The 20602-nt window shown below is 71.9% G+C and carries 17 protein-coding genes; 3 read left to right on the plus strand and 14 right to left on the minus strand.

Annotated features, from left to right (window positions below; all coding sequences use genetic code 11):
* The first annotated feature begins 372 nt into the window (after nt 1-372).
* Complete coding sequence (locus tag ACIRRH_RS11850) at nt 373-2052, plus strand: amidohydrolase (RefSeq protein ID WP_403065386.1); 1680 nt, start codon at nt 373-375, stop codon at nt 2050-2052.
* Here ACIRRH_RS11850 and ACIRRH_RS11855 read toward each other — a convergent pair.
* Nucleotides 1989-5210 carry an AMP-binding protein gene (locus ACIRRH_RS11855; protein WP_403065389.1) on the minus strand — a complete coding sequence of 1074 codons (3222 nt, stop codon included), beginning with the start codon at nt 5208-5210 and terminating at the stop codon, nt 1989-1991. The two genes, ACIRRH_RS11850 and ACIRRH_RS11855, sit on opposite strands and share 64 nt — an antisense overlap.
* Before the next feature lie 211 nt (nt 5211-5421).
* Between ACIRRH_RS11855 and gmd the strand changes: the two genes are divergently transcribed.
* Nucleotides 5422-6495, plus strand: coding sequence for a GDP-mannose 4,6-dehydratase (gene gmd, locus ACIRRH_RS11860; RefSeq protein ID WP_403065392.1), 1074 nt, complete (start codon nt 5422-5424; stop codon nt 6493-6495).
* Between the two features lie 93 nt (nt 6496-6588).
* On the opposite strand, the gene ACIRRH_RS11865 is transcribed toward gmd, so the two are convergent.
* The 10 genes from ACIRRH_RS11865 to ACIRRH_RS11910 form a co-directional block, all read right to left on the minus strand.
* Nucleotides 6589-7071, minus strand: coding sequence for a hypothetical protein (locus ACIRRH_RS11865; RefSeq protein ID WP_403065395.1), 483 nt, complete (start codon nt 7069-7071; stop codon nt 6589-6591).
* 115 nt (nt 7072-7186) lie between these two features.
* On the minus strand, nt 7187-7786 hold the full coding sequence (locus tag ACIRRH_RS11870) for an energy-coupling factor transporter transmembrane component T family protein (protein WP_403065398.1): 600 nt from the start codon (nt 7784-7786) through the stop codon (nt 7187-7189).
* Nucleotides 7780-8460, minus strand: coding sequence for an energy-coupling factor ABC transporter ATP-binding protein (locus ACIRRH_RS11875; protein WP_403065401.1), 681 nt, complete (start codon nt 8458-8460; stop codon nt 7780-7782). The genes ACIRRH_RS11870 and ACIRRH_RS11875 overlap by 7 nt, the downstream gene beginning before the upstream one ends.
* A 6-nt stretch (nt 8461-8466) precedes the next feature.
* A complete protein-coding gene (locus tag ACIRRH_RS11880) occupies nt 8467-9048 on the minus strand; it encodes a biotin transporter BioY (RefSeq protein WP_403065404.1) in 582 nt (193 codons plus the stop codon).
* A gap of 67 nt (nt 9049-9115) precedes the next feature.
* Nucleotides 9116-9895: an alpha/beta fold hydrolase gene (locus ACIRRH_RS11885; protein ID WP_403065407.1), complete on the minus strand. Its 780-nt coding sequence runs from the start codon at nt 9893-9895 to the stop codon at nt 9116-9118.
* Nucleotides 9892-11487, minus strand: coding sequence for a class I adenylate-forming enzyme family protein (locus tag ACIRRH_RS11890; protein ID WP_403065410.1), 1596 nt, complete (start codon nt 11485-11487; stop codon nt 9892-9894). The genes ACIRRH_RS11885 and ACIRRH_RS11890 overlap by 4 nt, the downstream gene beginning before the upstream one ends.
* Nucleotides 11488-11490: 3 nt before the next feature.
* Nucleotides 11491-11757 (minus strand): phosphopantetheine-binding protein, encoded by a 267-nt coding sequence (locus ACIRRH_RS11895; RefSeq protein ID WP_403065413.1) that lies wholly within the window; start codon nt 11755-11757, stop codon nt 11491-11493.
* Nucleotides 11754-12986 carry a non-ribosomal peptide synthetase gene (locus ACIRRH_RS11900; RefSeq protein ID WP_403065416.1) on the minus strand — a complete coding sequence of 411 codons (1233 nt, stop codon included), beginning with the start codon at nt 12984-12986 and terminating at the stop codon, nt 11754-11756. The genes ACIRRH_RS11895 and ACIRRH_RS11900 overlap by 4 nt, the downstream gene beginning before the upstream one ends.
* Complete coding sequence (locus tag ACIRRH_RS11905; RefSeq protein ID WP_403065419.1) at nt 12983-14914, minus strand: condensation domain-containing protein; 1932 nt, start codon at nt 14912-14914, stop codon at nt 12983-12985. The genes ACIRRH_RS11900 and ACIRRH_RS11905 overlap by 4 nt, the downstream gene beginning before the upstream one ends.
* Nucleotides 14904-15848: an aspartyl/asparaginyl beta-hydroxylase domain-containing protein gene (locus tag ACIRRH_RS11910; RefSeq protein WP_403065422.1), complete on the minus strand. Its 945-nt coding sequence runs from the start codon at nt 15846-15848 to the stop codon at nt 14904-14906. The genes ACIRRH_RS11905 and ACIRRH_RS11910 overlap by 11 nt, the downstream gene beginning before the upstream one ends.
* A 278-nt stretch (nt 15849-16126) precedes the next feature.
* On the opposite strand from ACIRRH_RS11910, the gene ACIRRH_RS11915 reads away from it, so the two are divergent.
* Nucleotides 16127-17902, plus strand: a complete 1776-nt coding sequence (locus ACIRRH_RS11915) for an amino acid adenylation domain-containing protein (RefSeq protein WP_403065425.1) — start codon at nt 16127-16129, stop codon at nt 17900-17902.
* Between the two features lie 11 nt (nt 17903-17913).
* Here the strand turns inward: ACIRRH_RS11915 and ACIRRH_RS11920 are convergent, their stop codons facing one another.
* The 3 genes from ACIRRH_RS11920 to ACIRRH_RS11930 are packed head-to-tail and all read right to left on the minus strand — an operon-like array spanning nt 17914 to nt 20599.
* Entirely contained in the window at nt 17914-19260 is a 1347-nt protein-coding gene (locus ACIRRH_RS11920) for a condensation domain-containing protein (protein ID WP_403065428.1), read from the minus strand.
* On the minus strand, nt 19257-20054 hold the full coding sequence (locus tag ACIRRH_RS11925; protein WP_403065431.1) for an SDR family NAD(P)-dependent oxidoreductase: 798 nt from the start codon (nt 20052-20054) through the stop codon (nt 19257-19259). The genes ACIRRH_RS11920 and ACIRRH_RS11925 overlap by 4 nt, the downstream gene beginning before the upstream one ends.
* Complete coding sequence (locus tag ACIRRH_RS11930) at nt 20051-20599, minus strand: ankyrin repeat domain-containing protein (protein WP_403065434.1); 549 nt, start codon at nt 20597-20599, stop codon at nt 20051-20053. Before ACIRRH_RS11930 ends, ACIRRH_RS11925 begins: the two co-directional genes overlap by 4 nt.
* Nucleotides 20600-20602 lie beyond the last annotated feature (3 nt).

Genomic DNA, 20602 nt, shown 5'->3' on the forward strand with positions numbered 1-20602 from the left:
CCCACTTCAACAGTCCCCTGGAGGGTGTCGTTCTGGGCACTACCCCCCAAACAGCGGCGCGCGCGGGGGGGGGGGGCGCCCCGCCCCCCCCCCCCCCCCCCCCCGCGCCGGTGGCGCGGTTCTCACGCTCCTGCCCGCCGGCGGACTGCGGGCACCGTGCATACTGACGTCGCAAGGCGGCTGTGCCCGAACACCGCGCGTAACCGTCCTTCGCCCGACATGCTGGGGCTGCTTTCCTTCCCGGCACCACGGCGGGTACGGGTCGTCAGGCGGCGGCCCGGTCCGGTACCGCGGCGGTCCCGAAGCCGCCGCCGCGGTGACCTCCGTGGGGCGGCTCGCACCGACCGGACGCGAAGGGGAAGTCGGAGACGCATGCTGATCGACACGGTTCTGACCGGATTCACCGCCCACACGATGGACCCGGCTTGTCCGACGGCGCGGAAGATCGGGGTTCACCACGGCCGGATCGTCGCGCTCGACGAACAGTTGGAGGGGGTCCGGGCGAGGCGGACGGTGGATCTGCTCGGAGCTTGTGTGGTTCCCGGGTTCAACGACGCGCACAACCACATGGCCCTGTACGGGCTAACGCGCCGGGAGCTGGACCTTTCCGACACCCGGATCAAGACGTTGGACGACCTGTACGACGCCGTGGCGGAACGCGCCCGGGCCACGCGCGAGGACCAGTGGCTCATGGGGTTCGGCTACGACCAGAACCGCCTCGGCGGGCATCCGCACCGGAGTGTCCTGGACCGGATCGCCCCACGGCACCGGGTGTGGCTGCGGCATGCCTCGGGTCATCTCGCCGTGGTCAACTCCCGCGTCCTGGACGGCATCGGGCCGTCGGCCGCCGACCGAGCCGCCGCCGCACGGGGGCGTATCGTCACCGACGGCGACGGAAGGCCCACCGGGCTCGTCGAGGAGGGCGCCATCGACCTCGTCCGCTCCCTCACCTATCCGCATTCGACGGCGGAGCTCACCGAAGCGGTCGTCCGGGCGGCCCGCGACTACCTGCGGGAGGGGGTGACGTCCTGTACGGAGGCGGGGGTCGGCACCGGCTGGGTGGGACACTCCCCCGTCGAGGCGGCGGCGTATCAGCAAGCACGCGCCATGGGGGCGCTCGACGTGCGCGTCCAGCTCATGGTAGCGCACGAGGCGTTACGCAAGTTCGACACCCACGCGGCCGACCCCGCCGGTGCGTGGCTGGACCTGGGGCTGCACAGCGGATTCGGGGACCACTGGTTGCGGCTGGGCGCCGTGAAGATCTTCGCCGACGGGTCGCTGTCTGGCCGTACGGCCGCGCTGAGCCGGAGCTACGCCGGAGCTCCCGGCCGGCGGGGGGAACTGCGCCACGAGGCCGAGGAACTGACGCGGCACGTCGTCCGGGCCCATGCCACGGGGTGGCAGGTCGCCGTCCACGCCCTCGGGGACCGGGCCATCGACGCCGTACTGGACGCCTTCGAGGCCGCGCAGCGCGCATACCCGCGGGCCGACGCGCGCCCCCGCATCGAACACTGCGGGCTCGCCCGGCCCGATCAGCTGAACAGGCTGAGGAGCCTCGGTGTGGTACCGGTTCCGCAGCCCGTGTTCGTCGAGCGGTCGGGCAGCGCCCTGGTGACGGGTCTGGGGCCGGAGCGGGCCGGCTGGGCCCACCGTCAGCGGAGCTTCCTCGACGCCGGTCTGACGGTCCCGGGGAGTTCGGATCGCCCGATCGCGCCGGGCGCCCCGTTGCGCGGGATCCATGCCATGGTGAACCGTACGACCGACACGGGTGATGTGCTGGGTCGGGACGAGGCCGTCTCGCCGTGGGAGGCCCTGTACGCCTACACCATGGGTTCCGCGCGTGCCGGGTTCGACGAGGGCGTCAAGGGTAGCATCGAGCCGGGCAAACTCGCCGACCTGGTGGTCCTGGAGCGTGACCCGACGGTGGTTCCGCCGGAAACGATCAAGGACATCGGGGTTCTTGCGACGATGGTCGACGGTCGGTTCGTCTACGACTCGATGGGCTTCGTCGCCGGCGGCGAAGCCGACGAGCGGGCCACGTCGCCGAGGTGAACGGCAAGGACGGCGGGAGTCACCCGGTGGAGGAGCGTACCCAGGGGGACGCGGTGCCCGGTGAGTTCCTCGATGCGTTCGCTGAGCAGGACGGCGAGCAGTGAGTTGCCCCCTGCGCCGAAGAAGCTGGTGGAGGAGTCGGCGGTGTCGTCGTCCAGTACAGCTCGCCAGGCGCGCGTGAGAAGGTCGGTGAGCGTGTCCGTCACGGCCTCGCCGTGGGGGGTTTCACGCTGGTCCGGGCGGCTGGTGCTGGCATCGGGCCGGAGCTCGCGCAGCAGGGGGTGCAGGGCGTCGTGGGCCACCTTGCCGGTTTCGGTGCGGGGCAGGGCCGTTACGGGGACGATGCGGGACGGTACGGCGGGGGCGGGCAGGTGCCGACGGGCGTACTCCCGCAGGGCCGCCGGATCGGTGGCTGTGGTGGCTTCCACGAAGGCGACGAGTGACGGAGAGTCCGTGTCCCGGGTGGCGATCACGCCGCAGCGCAGTACGGACGGGTGGTGCTCCAGGACCGCTTCGACCTCGGCCGGTTCGATGCGGACGCCGAGCAGTTTGACCTGGCGGTCGGCGCGGCCCAGCACCTCCAGCGTGCCATCTGCGAGCAGGAGTCCCGTGTCGCCCGTGCGATGGGTGCGATGGCCCGTGTCGTCGGTGGTGTCGCGCCTGGGGGCGTGTGTGTAGCCGGCGGCGACCGCGGGTCCGCTGACGCGGATCACGCCGCGCAGGCCGGGAGGCAGGGGCTCACCGGTGTCGTCCACGACGTCGACGCGGTTGCCGCCAGTGGGACGGCCGACGGGGAGAAGCCCGCCCGTGAGGCCGTCGGGAGTGATCTCCCCCATCACGGGCCATCCGGCGGTCTCGGTCGTGCCGTAGGCGTTGACGACACGGCCGCCCGTGGCTAGCAGGACCCAGGCGGTGGCCTCGTTGAGGGGTTCGCCGCCGGTGACGAGATCGATGCCCGTGCACCGCCCCCGCAGCCCCGGAGCGAGGACACGCCATACCGTCGGTGTCGCCTGGATCAGGTCGACGCGGTGGTGGGCAAGCAGGTCCGCCAGGCGCGCGGGGTCGTGGCGGGCCGTGTCGGGGGCGGCGATAACACGGCCGCCGAGCAGGAGCGGGGTGAAGGCTTCCAGAGAGGACGGCTCGAAGGTGAGCGTGGTCAGCCACAGTACGGCCTTCTCGGCGTCAAGCCCCCGGTGTGCGGCCAGGCTGGTGACGGCATGGTGCACGTTGCCGTGGGTGAGGCGAACGCCTTTGGGCCGGCCGGTCGACCCCGAGGTGTGGATGACGAAGGCGGGTGTGCCGGGTGCGACGCTGTCGGTTCCGGCCAGGTCGCGCCAGGGGCCCGCGGGGCGCGGCGTGGGAAGGGAGATCGTGGGGACATCGGGGGCGGCGGCCGTGTGCAGCGGCGGGCCGAGGACTGCCTTGATGCGCGTTTCGGCGAGGCGGCGGGCAGTGAGCGGGGCCGGATGGGCTCGGTCGACCGGCAGGTACGCGGCGCCCAGTGACCAGAGCGCGAGCGCGCCAGCGAGGGTGGGCGCGGTGCGGGCCGAGTCGAGCGCGACGGTGTCACCCGGCCCGATGCCGGCGTCGCGCAGGGTCTCGCGCACACGGGCGGCCGCGTCGACGAGTGCGGCGTAGCCGGTGGTGTCGCCTGTGTCGGCGTCGACGACGGCGATCGAGGCCGGGGCCTTGCGGGCATGGGCGACAATCGCCGCGGGTATGCCGCCGTGCCAGGGCCCGGAGGGCGACGCGACGGAGGATGTGCGGGCCCGGCGGTCGCGGGCGGTGTGCCAGGTCAGGGTAGCCAGCGGGGCGTCCGGGTTGCGCAACGCGGAGCGCAGCAGGGTGTCGTAGCGCTCGGTCATGGCGTGGACGTCGGCGCGGTCGAGGACGTCGGTGTTGTGCAGGACGACGAGTTCAGTGCGGTGCGGCCGGGTACGTACGACCATTTCCAGGTCGGCGACGCTGTGCCGGGGGGCGACTTCGACGACTTCGACCTCGGGGCCACCGGGCGTCCAGGTGGCCTCCTCCACGGACGTGTGGAAGTCGAAGTAGTTGAACATGTGATGGAAATACGGGTTCTCGGCGGTACCGCCGCGCCGGCCGCACTGGTCGAGTACGTCGTCGATGGAGGCGTCGGCGTGCCGGAGGGCGGTGAGGAAGGTGTCACGGGTGAGTGCGACCAACGCCTTGAAGGTGGCGGCGTTCTCGAGGTTCAGGCGCAGGACGATCGTGTGAGTGTGGTAGCCGATGGCGCCGCGCCCACGGGCCCCGCGTACGTCGACGGGCACGCCGACCGTGAGGTCCGGGCCGGCGCCGTGGCGGGCGAGCACGAGGAGGTAGGCGGCGAGGAGAATCAGGTTGCGTGTGGCTCGGAGTGCGGATTCCGATGTCCCGAGGAGGCGGTGGGCTTCGTCGGAGAGCGGATGGATGTGCTGTTCGCCGCGGAAGGTGGGTTCGGCCGGCCGTGGCCGTTCGCAGCGCAGCTCCATGGAGCGGACGTCTACGCCAGCCAGGTGGTCGCGCCAGTGGGCGAGGCTTTCGGCTCCGGGCGGCGGCGGGATGAACTCGGCCCTGGGCGCGCGCAGTTCGGGTGGCGTCACCCCCTCGGTGGAGAGTGCCGAGTACGCGTGCACGAGCTCCCTGGTCAGCACCAGGGCGGAGGTGCCGTCGAAGACCGTGTGGTGGCAGACGACGCAGAGGGTCTGGGCGGTCGGGGTGACCACGAGCGCAGCACGGACGAGCGGTCCGGCGGAGGCGTCGTGGTGCGTGCTCGGGGTCTGCCAGTCGGTGGGCATGGTGAAGGGACGCTCGGCGAAACGGCGAAGGGTCTCGTCGGCCTCCTCCGGTGGCACGGTGACGACCTCGATGGGCGGCTCGCCGGCCGGGGCGCCGACGCGGCGGGTCAGCACGCCGTCAACCACGGCAAACCGGCTCCGCAGGGCATGGTGACGACCGATCACGGTGCCGAGGGCGCGACGCAGGTTTGCGACGTCCAGCGGCGTCGCACTGCGTATCGCGAGGGTGATGCTGCTCACCGGGCGGTCGGGAGCGACGCGGTCCAGCAGCCAGAGGGCTCGTTCAGCGGCACGCGCGGGGCGTTCGGCGCTGTGGGCGACGCCGTGTGCCAGCGGTTCGATGGGCGGGGGATCCTGCATCGGCACTCCGTCCTGTGCTGCCCTGGCGGCGCCCGCGCCAGCGGCGCACGGGCACGGGCGGCGCACGGATACGGCCGGGCCGTTCATCGCCTCACCCTAGCAGCGCCCCGCAAAGTTGACCATGAAAACCGAGGGCGGCACCGCATGGGCGCCACATCGATTTCCCTCAGGTGGTACGGACCCTTGGAACCACATCGCATAGGCTCCCGGCATGACCTCGAAGACCGCGCTGATCACGGGTATCACCGGCCAGGACGGCTCCTACCTCGCAGAGTCGCTGCTCTCCAAGGGGTACACGGTGCATGGGCTGGTCCGGCGTTCTTCCGGCTCCGGCCTGGACCGCATCGCGCACCTGGTCGGGGAGGGCCGCACCACGGAGCACCGCCTGCGGCTGCATCACGGGGACCTCTCCGACGGGGCTCGGCTGATCGCGCTGCTCGGACAGGTGGAACCGGCCGAGATCTACCACTTGGCGGCACAGTCGGACGTCCATGTGTCCTTCGAGCAGCCCGAGTACACGGGTGCCATCACGGGACTGGGCACGACGCGGCTGCTGGAGGCCCTGCGCGTCACTGGGCTTCCTGCACGGTTCTACCAGGCGTCGAGTTCGGAGATGTTCGGGGCGACACCTCCTCCGCAGGACGAGGAGTCGCCCCTGCGGCCGCGTTCACCGTACGCGGCGGCGAAAGTGTACGGCTATTGGATCACCCGTAACTACCGTGAGTCCTATGGCGTGCACGCCGTGAACGGGATCATGTTCAACCACGAGTCACCGAGGCGCGGCGAAGGGTTCGTCACTCGGAAGATAGCCCGAGCGGCGGCGCGCATCGCACGCGGTGAGCAACGGTTCCTGTACCTCGGCAACCTCGATGCCCGGCGGGACTGGGGGTACGCCCCCGAGTATGTCGAGGCGATGTGGCGGATGCTTCAGCGGGACAGCCCGGACGACTATGTGGTGGCCACGGGGACCAGTTACAGCGTGCGGGACTTCGTAGCGTTCTGCTTCCAGCACGTCGGGCTGGAGTGGGAGCGCCATGTGCGTGTCGACGAGCGGTATCTGCGGCCGTCGGACGTGTCCGAGCTGGTCGGTGACGCCTCCAAGGCGGAGCGGGAACTGGGTTGGAGGCCGGTGGTGTTCGCCCCGGACCTCGCGCGAGTCATGACGGACGCGGAGATGGCAACCGGCAGTGCCCGTAGGGCGGGGGCGGGCGACTGCGGAACGGGCGGGGAGGGTGCTCGCCTGGGCACCACCGACCACGCTCCCGCCACGACACGGACCGGGTGACGACCGCGGCGCGGCCACCGTGATGACGGAGCGTCCGGTGGCCGGCGCCGAGGCCGGGCCCGTCCTACCCTGCCTCGGGGCGTCCCGCACGAGTCAGAACAGAACGGTACGGCAGCGCAGTTCCTGGACGGCGGGTCCGCTGTAGCAATAGGCGGCTCGCGGGACGGTCAGTACGTCACGGCCCAACTCCTGCGCGAGCAGGACGGAATGGCAGCTGGACAGCACTTCGGGGCCTTCGATGCGCGCGGCCGAACAGGAGGCGTACAACCGTCCGGCCGCGACGGAGGCCTCGACGGACATGTCGGCGACCTCTACTCCGGGGCCGGTGCACAGGCGACGCACCAGCGTGGCACTGTCCAGCCGGTGACGCTCGGGGCAGTACTCGTCCCAGCAAGTGCGCATGCCGCTCGCTGTGGCGACGGCAAGGGCAGACACGGTGAGGGTGAGCCGGCCGCGCTGCAGGGCGGCGTGCAACTGCCGGGCCGCGTCACTGTGCTCGGTCGCTAAGGCGTAGAGGGCGAACGAATCCGCCACCATCGCCGTGCCGTCGAGTAGTCCGGCATCGAGTTTTGTCATACCATTCCCTCCCACAAATATTCTAGTCCGATGTCGATCAGCGAGGAAAGAGTTCATCCCGGACATCCGTGTGACCGCAGGGTCTGTCGTCGGGCTGTCGCGTACGCCCGGCCCCTCAGCCACTTTCGAAGCCCCTCGCGTCCAACGCCTCCGACGCCGCGTCGGCCATGGTCAGCGTCTTGAGCAGCAAGGGCAGGAGCAGGGCCAGCGGGCGGTGCTCGACGCCTCGGGCGCGCTGGGCGGCCCGGACCTCGTCGGCCCTCTCCTTGATCAGCGGGATGAACCTGAGGGTGAGTCCGATGAGGAAGGCGAGCCGACCCGGCCGCAGCCCGACGACGGCGAGGGGACGCGCCGCGGTCTCCAGCGCGTCCACGATGTCCGAGGTACGGCTCGTCATCGTCACGAGGCTCGCCAGCAGCAGCAGCGTCAGCAGCCGCAGAACGGTCATGGCTGCCTCGTGCCAGCCGTTGGCCCACAGCTGGAACAGGGCAAGCAGCACGGCCACGATCCACAACCCGCGCAGCTGACGGCCCAGTTCGCAGTACGGCACGCGGGCCAGCCGCCACAACAGCAGGACGACGGCGCCGCACAGGGCCGTGAACCACAACTCGTCCACGAGGAACACGGCGAGGCAGGTGCCGAGCAGAGCGACGAGTTTGGGCCCGACACGCGCGCGGTGGAGGACACTGTCCCCGGGGCGGTAGAGGCTCAGCACGCGTCCATCAGCTCCAGGTACGCGGCGATGGACGTGGCCGGACGGCCGTCGGCGACGAGACGTCCTTCGTCGAAGACCAGCACCCGGTCGAAGTCCGCCAGCAGGTCCATGTCGTGCGACACGACCACCACCGGTTGTTCCAACGCGGCGATGATCCTGGTGACCTGGCGCTTGCTCCGCAGGTCGAGCATGGTGGTCGGCTCGTCGAAGACGACGTACCGGGGCGCGAGGGCGAGCACCGAGGCGATGGCCAGCCGCTGCTTCTGACCGCCGCTGAGCAGGTGGGCGGGGTGGTCGCGGAAGTCTCGGAGGCCGTAGGTGTCCAGAGCCCGGTCGACCCGGTCGGCGATCTCCGCCTTGCTCAGGCCGCGGTACTTGAGACCAAACGCGAGGTCCTCGGCGACGGTGGGCATGACGATCTGGAGGTCGGGGTCCTGGAAGACGAATCCCACCCTGGCCCTGACCTTCCTGCCCTCCTTGTGGGTGTCCAGACCGTCGACCGTCACGGTGCCGGAGGTGGGCACCACCAGTCCGTTCAGCAGACGGGCGAAGGTGCTCTTGCCGGAGCCGTTCGCACCGATCACGGCCACCCGGTGCTCCGAGAGTTCGACGGAGACGTCCCGCAGTACGGTGCGCTCGCCGTAGCGGTGTTCCACGTCCTTAATCCGGAACACGGCGGCCTACTGGATGCCGGTGCGAGTGGAGCCGGACGACTCCGCCGCAGGGGCGAGCAGGGGATGCGTGCGGCGCACGGCCACGCCGGCCAGGGCGGCCAGGACGCACTTGGCGACGTCGCCCGGCACGAACGCCCACATGATCGTGAACGCCTGCTCGATACTGATGCCCGCCACGGCGGCCATGAACGGCAATCCGATGGCGTACACGACCAGGACACCGCCGACGAGGTTGGGAATGAGGGCGACGGCGAGGTTGTAACGGTTCCAGAGCCGCTCGGTGAGGTAGCCGACGACGACGGCTGCGACGGGCCAGCTCAGTACGAAGCCACCACTCGGCAGGAAGAAGATGCCCAGGCCGCCGCGACCACCCGGCAGCACGGGCAGGCCGATCACGACGAGCAGGACGAACACGAGCAGTGCGAGGCCGCCGCGCCGCCAGCCGAGGATGCTGCCCGCGAGCATCACACCGAGGGACTGCGCGGTGATGGGAACTCTGCTGAAGGGCAGTTCCGCGGCCGGGAACAGCCCCAGTGCGACCACGATGGCCGCGAACAGGGCGATGTGGACGAGATCCTTGGTCTTCACTGTGGGGGTTCCTCTTCTGGGATCGCCGCAAGGGGGCGGGTACGGGCAACCGGCACGGACAACCGGGTCACAATGGTGCCGTGAGGTCGGTCACCGCACGGGCGAGGGCGACGGCACCGGCCTCAGAAAGGACGTCGCGGTGTCCGCCCGGCACGGTGCGGGTGCGATAGCCGTCCGGGAACACCTCCGACCAGTCCGCCCGGTCACCGCCCGTCTCAGCGGAGTCCTCGGCGATGATCACGTCGGCCGGACCCGACCAGGGTCGGGCCGTGTGACCGGCCCACGCGGCGCAGTTGGCCTCGATGGTCGCGTACACCGTGCGTGCCGCCCGCAGGTCGAACCCCGGGGAGCGGGTCGCGCACCAGCGCGCTACCTCGGCCCCGCGGCGCTCCGGACCGAGGGCGGCGAACTCGGTCAGCGTGAGATCGAGACCGGCGCCCTGGCCGATGTACCAGAACATGGTGACAGGCGAGGGGGCCTTCTGGGGCCCGGGCGTGACTGGTGTGTCCAGCAGGAGCAGCCCGGGGACGGACAGGCCCCGGGCCAGTGCCTGATGGGCCATTTCGAGGGCCACAAGGGCGCCGTAGGAGTAGCCGATGAGCCGGTCGGGCGCCCCGCCGGTCTTGCGGACCACGGCGTCCAGTGCCAGCCGCGCCTGCACTTCGACGTCGTGTGCGTCCGGGTGGTCGGTGCCGGTGAGCATCACCCCGTGCACCGCGAGCCGGTCGCGCACGAGCTCGGCGAAGGCACAGGCGGGGCGAAGGCCTCCGTCGACGCCGGGCAGAAAGTGCGCTGTCGTGGGCGCGGTGCTGTCGCTGAGCGGCACCACGACCGCACGGGCGGTCACCCCACCTCCCCGCGACGCGGCAGGACTTCGACGAGGGGGTGGTCGGCGGATCCTGGCCGCGCGAGCCAGTCATCCACCTCGGCCCGGGCGACCTTGCCGCTGGTGGTGCGCGGCAGAGCGGGGACCGTGTAGACACGGGTGGGCACCTTGTGGGACGGCAAGGAGGCCCGGCAGGCCCGCACGACCTCGGCGTACGCGGGGAGCCGGTCGGGGTCGGAACAGCCGATCACGCCGACCAGGGCGGTACCCAGGAAAGCATCGGGCACTCCCCCGACGACGGCGTCGTCGACACCGGGGACGGTGCGCAACACACCTTCGACGTCGTCGGGGTAGACGTTCCAGCCACCCGTGATAATCATGCGGCCCTTGCGGCCGCGGAGGTGGAGGTCGCCGTCGGCGTCGCGGTGGCCCTGGTCACCGACGGAGACCCAGCCGTCCGGACGGAAGAGCCGGGTGTCGTCGGCCGCCCACAGGTAGCCACGGCTGAGGTAGGGGCTGCGGACGTGAATCTCGCCGGCGACTCCGGGGGCGCACACCCGGCCGTGCGGGTCGCGTACTTCGACCTCGACGCCGGGGAAAGGACGACCGACGCCTTCGGCCCGGCCTCCGCGAGGATGCTCCAGGACGCTGACGAAACCGGTTTCCGAGGCGCCGTAGTAGTCGACGAAGCGGGTGCTGGGCAGCAACCGGGCGGCGTTGTCGACGATGGTGGCGTCCAGAGGGGCACCACTGCTGATGCAGATGGTGACGGTGTCCAGGGGTGGGTCGTCGGGGCCGGCGGCCTGGCACAGGGCGTGCAGCATGCTGGGCACCAGGGAGAGTCGGTGCGCTCGATGGGCACGGATCGCGCGGATCAGGTCGCGGGCGTCGAAGCGGCGTGCGCCGACGAAGGTGTGGCCGGCATGGAGGGCCTCGGCCAGGGCGTAGAGCGTGACGCCGTGGTGCAGGGGGCCGGGGGCCACCGAGACGGAGGCGGACGTGGTGTCGAAGAGGCCGGTGCCCAGGGCGAGGCTGGTGCGCCAGCATCCGCGTGCCATGGCGAAGGCCTTGGGGGTGGAGGTAGTGCCCGAGGTGAAGCCGACGAGGAAGACCGAGCCGTCCTCACCGGGCGTCAGTTCCTGCTCGGGGTCGGCACCGTGGTGCGGGGCGAGCCACCGGGTGTACGGGGTCCCGTCCGTGGGGTCTCCGTCGAGGAGCACGGTGGGAATGCCGAGAGCGGCCGCGGCGTCGGCCGCTGCGCCGTGGGCCCGCTGGGTGACGAGCAGGTCGGGAGTGAGGCGGTGCAGCACTTCGGTGACCTGGTCGGCGGACCACTTGGGGTCGAACAGGGCGCAGGCGCCGTCGCCGGCCGTGCTGCCCACCAGGAGTTCGGGCAGTTGGCCCGCGTTGTCGGTGAGCACGGCGACGAGACACGGCAGGTCGATGTCCCCGAAGAGGGCGCGCGGGCGGCGGGGCAGGGCGCGCACGGCGCGGGCGACTCGGGCGGCACGTGCGGCCAGTTCCCGGTAGGTGGTGCTCCTGCCGTCGAGGACGACCCCGACGGTGTCCGGGGCGGTGCGGTGGGCCCGTAGTACGGATGCGGCGAAGGGCATGGGTCAGCCGCTCCCCTCGGTGGTGCCGGCCGGCGGTGGGGCGTCGTCGATCCGCGCGGCGAGGGCACGGGCGGTGCGGTGGGCGAAAAGGAGGGAGGGAGCCAGGTCCCGGCCGGTGAGGGCCGAGATGGCGGTGGCGGCGTGGACGGCGGTGAAAGAGTCGCCTCCGGTGGCGAAGAAGTCGTCGGTCGCCGTCATGCTCCCATTGCCGGAGTAGGTCCGGAACTGTTCCAGGACCAGGTCCTCGGTGTTCTGCGCGGTCTCACTCACGCGTGGTCTCCTTCCGTGGGCTTCGGGCGGTGCGAGCCGCGGTCCGCCCCGTGCGTAGTGGTGAGGGCAACGGCGTACGCGGACAACGTACGGTGCTGGAAGAGCAGGTCGAAGGGGACGTCGCGGCCGATCCGCCCGCTCACGGCGTCCGTGGCCAGGACGGCCGTGACGGAATTGCCGCCCAGGGCGAAGAAGTCGTCGTGGGCGGTGATGCCGGTGTGTTCCAGCACTTCCTCCCAGGTGCGGATGACCGCCCGCAGGACGGCTGGGGTGGCGTCGTCGCGGGTGACGGCCTGCGCGGGCGCCGAGGGTGTGTCGGCCGGTGCGGGGGGTGCCGGTGCGGGGGGTGCTTCCGGGGGCGTGAGCAAGCGGGCCAGGTGGATGGCCATCGCCGGGTCGCCGTGTCCCGCGTCGTCGAGCGCGACCGGGCGAAGGGGGAACCGGGTACGGGCCTGGACGCGGGCGCGGGTGCCGGGATCCAGGTCAGGAGTGGTCCACACGGCCTTGTGGGAGAAGCCCGCGCGCAGCAGGTGGAAGGCGGCCATGCTGCTCAGGGTGAGGGCGTCGAGCAGCATCGTGCCCGGCAACCGGACGTGTGTGGTGTGGTGCAGCGTCATGGTGTCGAGCGCGGCCGTGACATCGTCGTCGTCGGGGATCTCGGGCACGGCGAGGCGGGCGCCGGCCAGCAGGGTGAGCAGAATCTCGACGACGCCGAAGGTCTCGTGCGACGGTGTGCGGTGCAGGACGGTGTCGCCGGGTGCGAGCCCCAGTGCGTCGCGTTCCGCCAGCAGGGCGCACGTCAGGTCGGCCTCACCTGGCAGGAAGGCTGCCGTACGGCCTGGGCCGGTCACCGCGCACACCGGGCGGACCGGGTCCGTCACCGGTGGCGCCGGCCGGGGACCGCGTGGTGGGGCGGCGGTGGCACGGGTGAGGCCAGTGCTGTCGAGCACGATGCCGCCGTGGGACGCGCTGGCGGGATCCAGCACGGTGAAGGCGGCGCCCGCACCGAGCACGCCCAGGATGGCGACCGCCAGGTCCGGACCCGCGGGCAGGCGCAGACCGATCAGTGCGCCCTGCGGCACTGCGCGGCCGCGCAGTGACCGGGTCAGCCGATCGGCTCGCCGGGCCAGTTCGCGATAGGTCAGGGAGGTCTCGGCGCGGGTGACGGCCACGGCGTCGGGGACGAGACGGGCCCGGTCCCGCAGGAGTGTGTGCAGGGACGGCGTCATCGGTACTCTCCCTCCCTTCGGACGGGACGGAGCGAGGCCGCGATGTGAGCGAGGGACCGGGGCGCGAGGAGTGCCTCGGCTGTGAGCCCGGTCCAGCCTGCGCGTTCCAGGGAAATCTTGATCTCGGGGTAGGCGGCGGCCCGGCCGCCCTGTGACAGGAAACCGGCGCCGATGTCGGCGGGCCCCTGTCCGAGGGCCTCGGTGACGGCGCGGCCCAGTGCGGCGAGGGCGTCCGGCCGCGGGGGTGCCGGCTGGGCGGGGGTGTCCGTGGAGCACCGGAGGCAGCCGGGGATCGCACAGGGCCGTACGTCGACGGTCCGCGGAACGGTCTGGCCCGGCCGGTACAGGGCGTGCAGGGCGTGGCGCCGCACGTCGTCGCCGGTCAGCGTGGCGGTGCGGGCGTGGACGACGGCGCGGAGCGCCGGGGGCCGACCGGGGGTGACGGTGAGGTCGACACCGCAGATACCGGGGTGTGACGCGAGGAGATCGCGTGAGGCGGTGAGGTCGGTCCAGGTCGTCCCGTCGACGAGGGTCCAGTCGGGGCGGCGGGGCCAGGTGGCTGGACGAACGGCCTCGACGGGTGGGGCGGTGCTTCCGTCGGCCGCGGCGACGAGCAGGGCTTCCACGCCCCCCAGGACGGCCGTCATGGTGTCCTTGTCGAGCAGGTCGGTGTCGCAGGCGAGGTCGAGGGTCGTGACCCGGCCGTCGGAGCCCGCCGATACGGCAACGGTGGGCTGGGCGGTGTACTGGAGCTTCCAGCGGGTGCGCGAACGCGGGAGCAGGTAGGCCGTCGTAGGGGGTGGCGGTCCGCCGTCGCGATGGACCATGCTGGTCGGGAGCCGGCTGTTGAACGTCACCTCCCATGCGACCAGCGCGCCACGGTCGGCGGCGTGGGAAGCGCGGGACTCCAGGAAGCGCGCGTAGTCGTAGTCGCGGTGGCGGGTCGCCTCCAGGAGGCGGGTCAGCGTGTCGCGGGCGGTGTCGAGCACCGACGGCCCGCCATCGGGGGTGAACCGCAACGCCAGCAGCGGCACATGCACGGTTTCGAGGGTGGATTCGACGAGGGTGGCACCGCGTTCGGGCGCGGGTTTGCCCATGAGGAGGGACCAGACGAGGGGGCCTCCGGTGTAGGCGGAGAGCATCGTGTGGAAGGCGGCCAGCACGAGCGCGGTGGGGGTGAGGGCGGCTTCGGCGGACAGGCGGGCGAGGGCATGGTCGACGGCCGGGGAGGCGAGGGACAGGACGCGTGCGGTACGCGGGGACCGGTCGTCGCGGTGGTAGGGGAACGAGACGTTGGCGGCGTCGCGGAGCAGCCGCGACCAGTGGGCCTGGGCCTCGTCGTCGGCGCGTCGTCCTTCCGGTGAGCGTTCCAGGGCGGTGCGGGCGACCAGTGGCAGGGCCGGGCGCAGGCCGGCATCCGCGTCGGCGCCGGTCGCGACGTTCATCAGGAGCTGGCCGAACTCGTCCTGGAGCCGGCGCAGTGCTTCCAGGTCCACGATGTAGTGGTGAAGTGCCACCAGCACGTACACGGGCGCGCCGGCGTCGGTGATCACGACGGCGCGCAGAGGGGTGGTGCCGTGCAACTCCTGGACTTCCTCGGCGAGGGCGACGGACAGGCCGATCACGCCGTCGGGGCCGAGGTCGCCGAGGTCCGCGGTTCGTAAAGCCTGCCGGGCCGGCGGGTGGACGCGCTGGGCCCATTCGCCTCCCGCGGTGCGCACGACGGTGGAGCGCAGGGCGTCGTGCCGGGCGACGAGGAGCTCCAGCGCTCTGGCCGGCGCCTCGGTGTCGAGGCCCTCCGGCAGGGGCGCGAACAGCGTGACGACCAGGGTGTGGCGTTCTTCCGCCGGGAGGTCCACCGCGCGGCACAGGGCGTGGAAGTGTCCGCGTGTCAGGGGAACGGTCGTGGTGGCCGGGTCAGTCGGCATGGCCCGGTCCCTTCGGCGCCTCCTGCAGGGTGTGCTCCTGGCGAATGTCGACGACCCGGGTGCCGACCTGCCGCATGTGGCGGCGGATAAGGGTCTCCACACGTTCGTCCGGGTGGAGCAGGATCGTGTCGCCGGTGTCCTCGGCGCGGGTGAGGCCCTGGGCCTGCATGAAGTCGCGGACGCGCGTGGCCAGGGAGCCCCGGTCCTCGGTGATCAGTCGTTGCACGGCCGGGTCGAGCCGGGGGTGCCAGACGTCCATGAGCAGCACGACGCGGGGGGCGTCGCCGGTGTGCCACACCTCGTGCTCGAAGGAGTCGTCGAAGACCAGGCACGAGCCCTGGGTCCAGTGCAGGGTGCGGTCGCCCACTCGCATGCGCGGGCCTTCGGGAACGTGGAGGCCGAGGTGGACGCGGAGCTTGGCGTTGGAGGCGCCGCAGTGCGGCACGATGTGGGATCCGGGCTGGAGACGTGAGAGCGTCACAACACCGGGCCCGGCGAGGGTGGCCTCCGGGATGGCCTCGATGATGCCGGCGGTGACGGGAAAACGTTCGCAGGCCTCGTCGAAGCGCTGTCCGCCTTCGTAGAAGGTGACCTGCTTCCAGTCGCCGGTGGCGAGGAGGGGCTCCTCGACGGGGAGGAATCCGTTGTGGGGTGCGCCGAGCACACGCTCCAACTCGGCGCGGATCAGCGGGTAGTTCTCCTCGAGGTACGACACGAACCAGAAGTCGGCCGGGTCGTGCACGGGTACCGGGTCGAGGGAGGGCAGGTAGTGCACGGGGCGTTGCAGGGGATCTCGCCACACCCCTTGCTCCACGGCGAGCCGGGCGCACTCGGCGGCGGCCACGGGATCGTCGTGGGCCAGGAAGGCGTTGATCAGATCCGCGTACCGTCGGCGCACGTTCTCTCCGCGCTGAGGGCGAAGCGTCCCAACCATGCCAGGTCTCCTGTCCGTTGTCAGGGGCGGGGGCCACGGGTGGGGTGACGCACACGTGACGCCCTCGGCCGCCCGGCGGTCCCGTGGGCCGTGTGGCGAGCGGGCGTCCGCTCGGCCTTCCCCCGTTCGGCCCGGCGCCAACGTGCCGCACACTAGCAAAGGGTGGTGACGACAGCCACCGTTGTCGATCTTCGAGATAGGGCGCGAAACGATGCTTGCGAGGGGTGAGTTCGCCCTGGCAGGCTCGGGTGAAACGGCCCCGCGACCAAGGAGCGTCCATGCCCCCGGCCTTCGACGGCATCCACGAGGCGGTCGGGCATTGGGCCCGTATCACACCTGACGCCGTGGCGGTGAGCTGGCGTGGCAGGCACCTGTCCTACTGCGCCCTGGAGCGTCGGGCTGAACGGCTGGCGCAGCTGTTGTGGGAGGCGGGAGTACGTCCGGGCCAACCCGTCGGCATCCTGCTGGACCCGTCGCCGGACCGTGTCGTCGTGCTGCTCGCGGCACTGAAGTGCGGTGCGTACTATGTGGCGTTGGACACACGCGTGCCGCCCGCGCGCCGACGGGACCTGCTCGACCTGGCGGGGGCCGAGGTGCTCGTCACGGACGGCGAGGAGGACCTGGGCCGGCGGGTGGTCCACCCGGCGTCGCCGCCTCCGGCGGGGGCGCCGGAGCACCAGGAGCGCCGGAGGAGGGCCGCGACGCACCCGGAATCGGCTGCATACATCTGCTTCACCTCCGGCACCAGCGGCGTCCCCAAAGGCGTCGTGGTGCCGCACCGCGCGGTGCTGCACTTGGTCGCCGATCCGGACGGGGCCGGTGCCGGACGTGAGGACGTGGTGGTGCACGCCTCGTCCCTCGCCTTCGACGCGTCGACCTTCGAGGTGTGGGCCCCGCTCGTCAACGGCGGCCGGCTGGTGCTGCCGGACGACACGGATCGCACCCCGGCCGCCCTGGAACGGGTGGTCGCCGGGGAGGGGGCGACCGTCCTGTGGCTGACCGCCGGACTGTTCCACCGTTTCTCGGCTGGCGAGTTGGCGGATCTGCGGGGACTGCGCCGACTTCTGGCGGGCGGCGACGTGGTGGCACCCGAGCAGGTGAACCGGGCCGTCTCGGTGCTGCCCGGCACCCGGGTGATCAACGGCTACGGGCCGACGGAGAACACCACGTTCACCTGCCTGCATCCGGTGACCGCGCCCGTGACCGGCCCCGGCGTGCCCATCGGAACCGCCCTGCCGGGCGCCGCGACGAGGGTCGTCGACGCGGACCTGCGTGCTGTGCCGGACGGGCGCACGGGCGAGCTCCTGGCCTGGGGACCGGGAGTGGCGCGTGGATACCTCGGTGACGCCCGGCTGACGGCGGAGCGTTTCGTCCCGGCGCCCGGTGCCTCGGGGGGCCGGGCCTATCGGACGGGCGACGCGGTGCGCGATCGCGGGGACGGGGTGCTGGAGTTCGAAGGACGCATGGACCGCCAGGTGAAGATCCGCGGGTTCCGGGTGGAGCCCGCCGAGGTCGAGGCCGTTCTCGCGCGGCTGCCGGGTGTGGGCGAGGCCGCTGTGGTGGCGCCGCGCCGGAGCGACGGCGAGCGCGTGCTGACGGCGTTCGTGGTGTACGACGACCCTTTCGCCGAAGGCTTGTTGACGCTGCGCCGGGAGCTCGCCCGCCACCTTCCGGGCTACGCGCTGCCCGCCGCGGTGCGAGTGGTGGACGCGCTGCCGCTGACCGTGGGAGGCAAGGTGGACCGCGCCGCGCTGGAGGCGTGGCCGCCCTCGTCGCGACGGAAGGTCGGCGCTCCGTACACCGCGCCCGTAACCGATGTGGAGAAGCTGCTCGCGGGGCTGTGGGCCGATCTGTTCGGACTGGCGGAGGTCGGGACGGACGACGACTTCTTCGAGTTGGGCGGCGACTCCTTGCTTGGCATGCGCCTGGCGGGCGAGGTCCACGACGCGTTCGGCGTCGACGTGCCCGCCAGGCGGTTCTATGCGACGCCCACGGTGGCCGTGCTGGCGCGGCTCCTGGAGGAGGGCGCGGGCCCGGCCGGCGCTCCGGGGTGAGGCCGGCCGGGTCAGCGTTCCGGCAGCCGGGACAACGGCATCCGGTCGTCCTCGACGACCCGGGCGAGTACGGCGGCGAATCGCCGCGCCCAGTCGGCCGGACCCGTGCTCGCGTACAGTTCCTTCGCTGTCAGGACTTCCATCGCGATGGGGCCGGTGCCGAAGTCGAAGGTGTCGAAGAACAGATGGGCCCGCCAGTAGGTGGTGACGGGGCCGGCGGGGCCGTCGTAGTCGATCGCCTCAGCCCGCACGCCGTCCGGCAGCGGGAACGCGATGGGCGGGGTGTTGTGCATGTTGAACCCCACGCGTTCGAGCGGGTGCGGACGAGTGCCGTCGTCGGTGCCGCGCAGCAGCCACTCGTTGGGCAGCCGCTGCGTGTCCTGGCCGTCCAGGACCCGGTCCATGGTGCGGGCCAGCACCTGGGCGAACGTGGGATCGCCGGTCAGATCGGCGAAGATCCTCACGTAGTCCGCGTAAAGGCCCACGGCGTCCTCCATGGCGCGGCTGTGCCGGCGGGCCGTCAGGCTGTAGGTGACGAGCCGGTCGACGTCGCAGGCGCGGGCGAGCATGCAGTGGAAGGCCGCCAGCAGGGCGACGAAGACGGTGACGCCGTGTCGTCGGCTCAACGCCCGCACGCCGTCGCTCAGAGCGGTGTCGAGATGGGTGCTCAGGAGCCAGCACTCGGGCAGCTGCCTCGGCGCAGGCGGGTGGTCGGCCGGCAGGTCGAGGGCCGGCAGTCGGGCGAGCCCGTCCCGCCACGGAGCGAGGGCGGCGTCGAGTCGTTCGGGGGTCCAGCGCTCCCGCTCCGTGTGGGCCCACCGGGTGGGTTGTAGTGGCCCAGGGCGTGCGGGCGGAGGTTCGCCCGCGGCGGCGTGGCCGTAGTGGGTGGCGATGTCGGCTGCGAGCACCGACATGGACCACAGGTCGACGGCCACGTGGTGGGGCGAGACGAGCAAGGCGTGGTGGTCGTGCGCGAGCCGCGCCAGGGCCCAGCGGACCGTCGTGCCGCCCGCCATGTCGAAGGGGGTGGCGGCGTCGTCGCGGCCGATGCGCATCAGAGCCTCCTCCTGCTTGTCCGCGGGCAGACGGCTGAGGTCGACCAGGGGCAGGGGCCGGGACTCAGGTGGGTCGACCACCTGCATGCGGCGCCCGTCGACGAGCGGGTAGCGGGTGCGCAGGCTGTGGTGGCGGCGTACGGCCGCGGCGACGGCGTCGCGCAGGGCGAGGGGTCGCATCGGCCCCTTCAGGCGCAACAGGACGGGACGGTGATAGGGAGCCGAGCCGATGCTGTCGTCGAAGCTCCATTCCCATTCCTGGTTGGCGGTCAGGGGATGGGCGTTGGGGTGGCGGGCGTTCACCGGTCCGCTCCCCCGTCGTCGGCCGCGACAGCGAACGCGGCTGTGAAATCGGCGAGTTCGCTGCGCATGATGGGGTCGACGTTGCCGTACCCACCGTCGATGACGAGTGTTTCACCGTTGACGAACGCGGCGTCGGGGGCGAGCAGGAAGGCCACCGCCGAGGCGACGTCACGAGGGGTGCCGTTGCGGGCCAGCGGGGTCTGTTCGGCGGCGGCCAGTGAGGCGGCGGTGGCCATGTCGGAGTCGATCCAGCCCGGGGCGACGGCGTTCACTCGGACGCCGGTGGGGCCCAGCAGGTTGCCGAGGCTCTTGGTCACGTTGATGAGGGCCGCTTTGGCGGCCGAATAGGCGATGCTGGCGAAGGACCCGGTCAGTCCGTCGGTGCTGGCGACGTTGACGACGGCGGAGCCACGTACCAGCGCGTCGCGCAGGGCGTGGACGAGTACGACGGGTGCGTCGACGTTGACGGCGAAGACCCGGCGCCACGTTTCGGACCGGAAGTCCTCCCAGAGTTGCGGGGAGAGGGTGGCCGCGTGGTTGACGAGCCCGTCGACGGCTCCGCCCGCGGCGATGTCCCGCGCGAGCGCCTCGATCTCTTCGGTGCGTGTCAGATCGACACGGTGCAGGGTGAGTCGCCGGTGGCGTGCGCACAGCTCCTCCGCCTCGCCAACGGCACCGTAGTGGGTGCCGATGACCTCCGCGCCCCGCTCCAGCAACAGCTCGGCGATGCCGGCGCCGATGCCGCGGGCGGCTCCGGTGACGACGATCCGCTTGCCTTCGAAGGTGGTGCTCACTCCGGTCCTCCGGTGCACAGGTCGAGCTCGTCCGGGGCGGCGAAGCCCAGTTCGGCGCGGCAGAAGTCGCCCCAGCCGGGAACGTCGCCGGGAAAAACGGGCCGGTCGCCGGGGACCACCGAGGCGGTGACCGTCAGGTCGTCGTGCAGGTACACGACGGATCGGTCGTCCTCACCGGTGGTGTCGTGCCAGGCGGCGAAGCGCCGCAGCTCCCCCAGCGGGTAGGCCCGGCAGTACGGGTGCCATCTGCCGGTGCCGTCCTGGAAGCGGGCCAGGGTCCTGGACACGGCGGTGCGGCCGGCGGCCAGGGCCACGTCGTAGGGTGTGCGCCCGTCGGCCTCGGCGCGTGGATCGGCGCCGCAGCCGAGGAGCAAGTCCACCAGCTCCGTGTCACCGCGGCCGGCCGCCCAGTGCAGCGGGGTCCAGGCGTGTGTGTCACGTGCCGCGGGTGAAGCCCCCTCGGCCAGGGCGGTTCGGGCCCCCGCGACGTCGGCCGCCTGGACGGCCGCGAACAGGCACGCGTCGGATTCCGGCAGGTGTTCCAAGGT

The sequence above is a fragment of the Kitasatospora sp. NPDC101235 genome (assembly GCF_044767505.1).
Taxonomy (GTDB): Bacteria; Actinomycetota; Actinomycetes; order Streptomycetales; family Streptomycetaceae; genus Kitasatospora.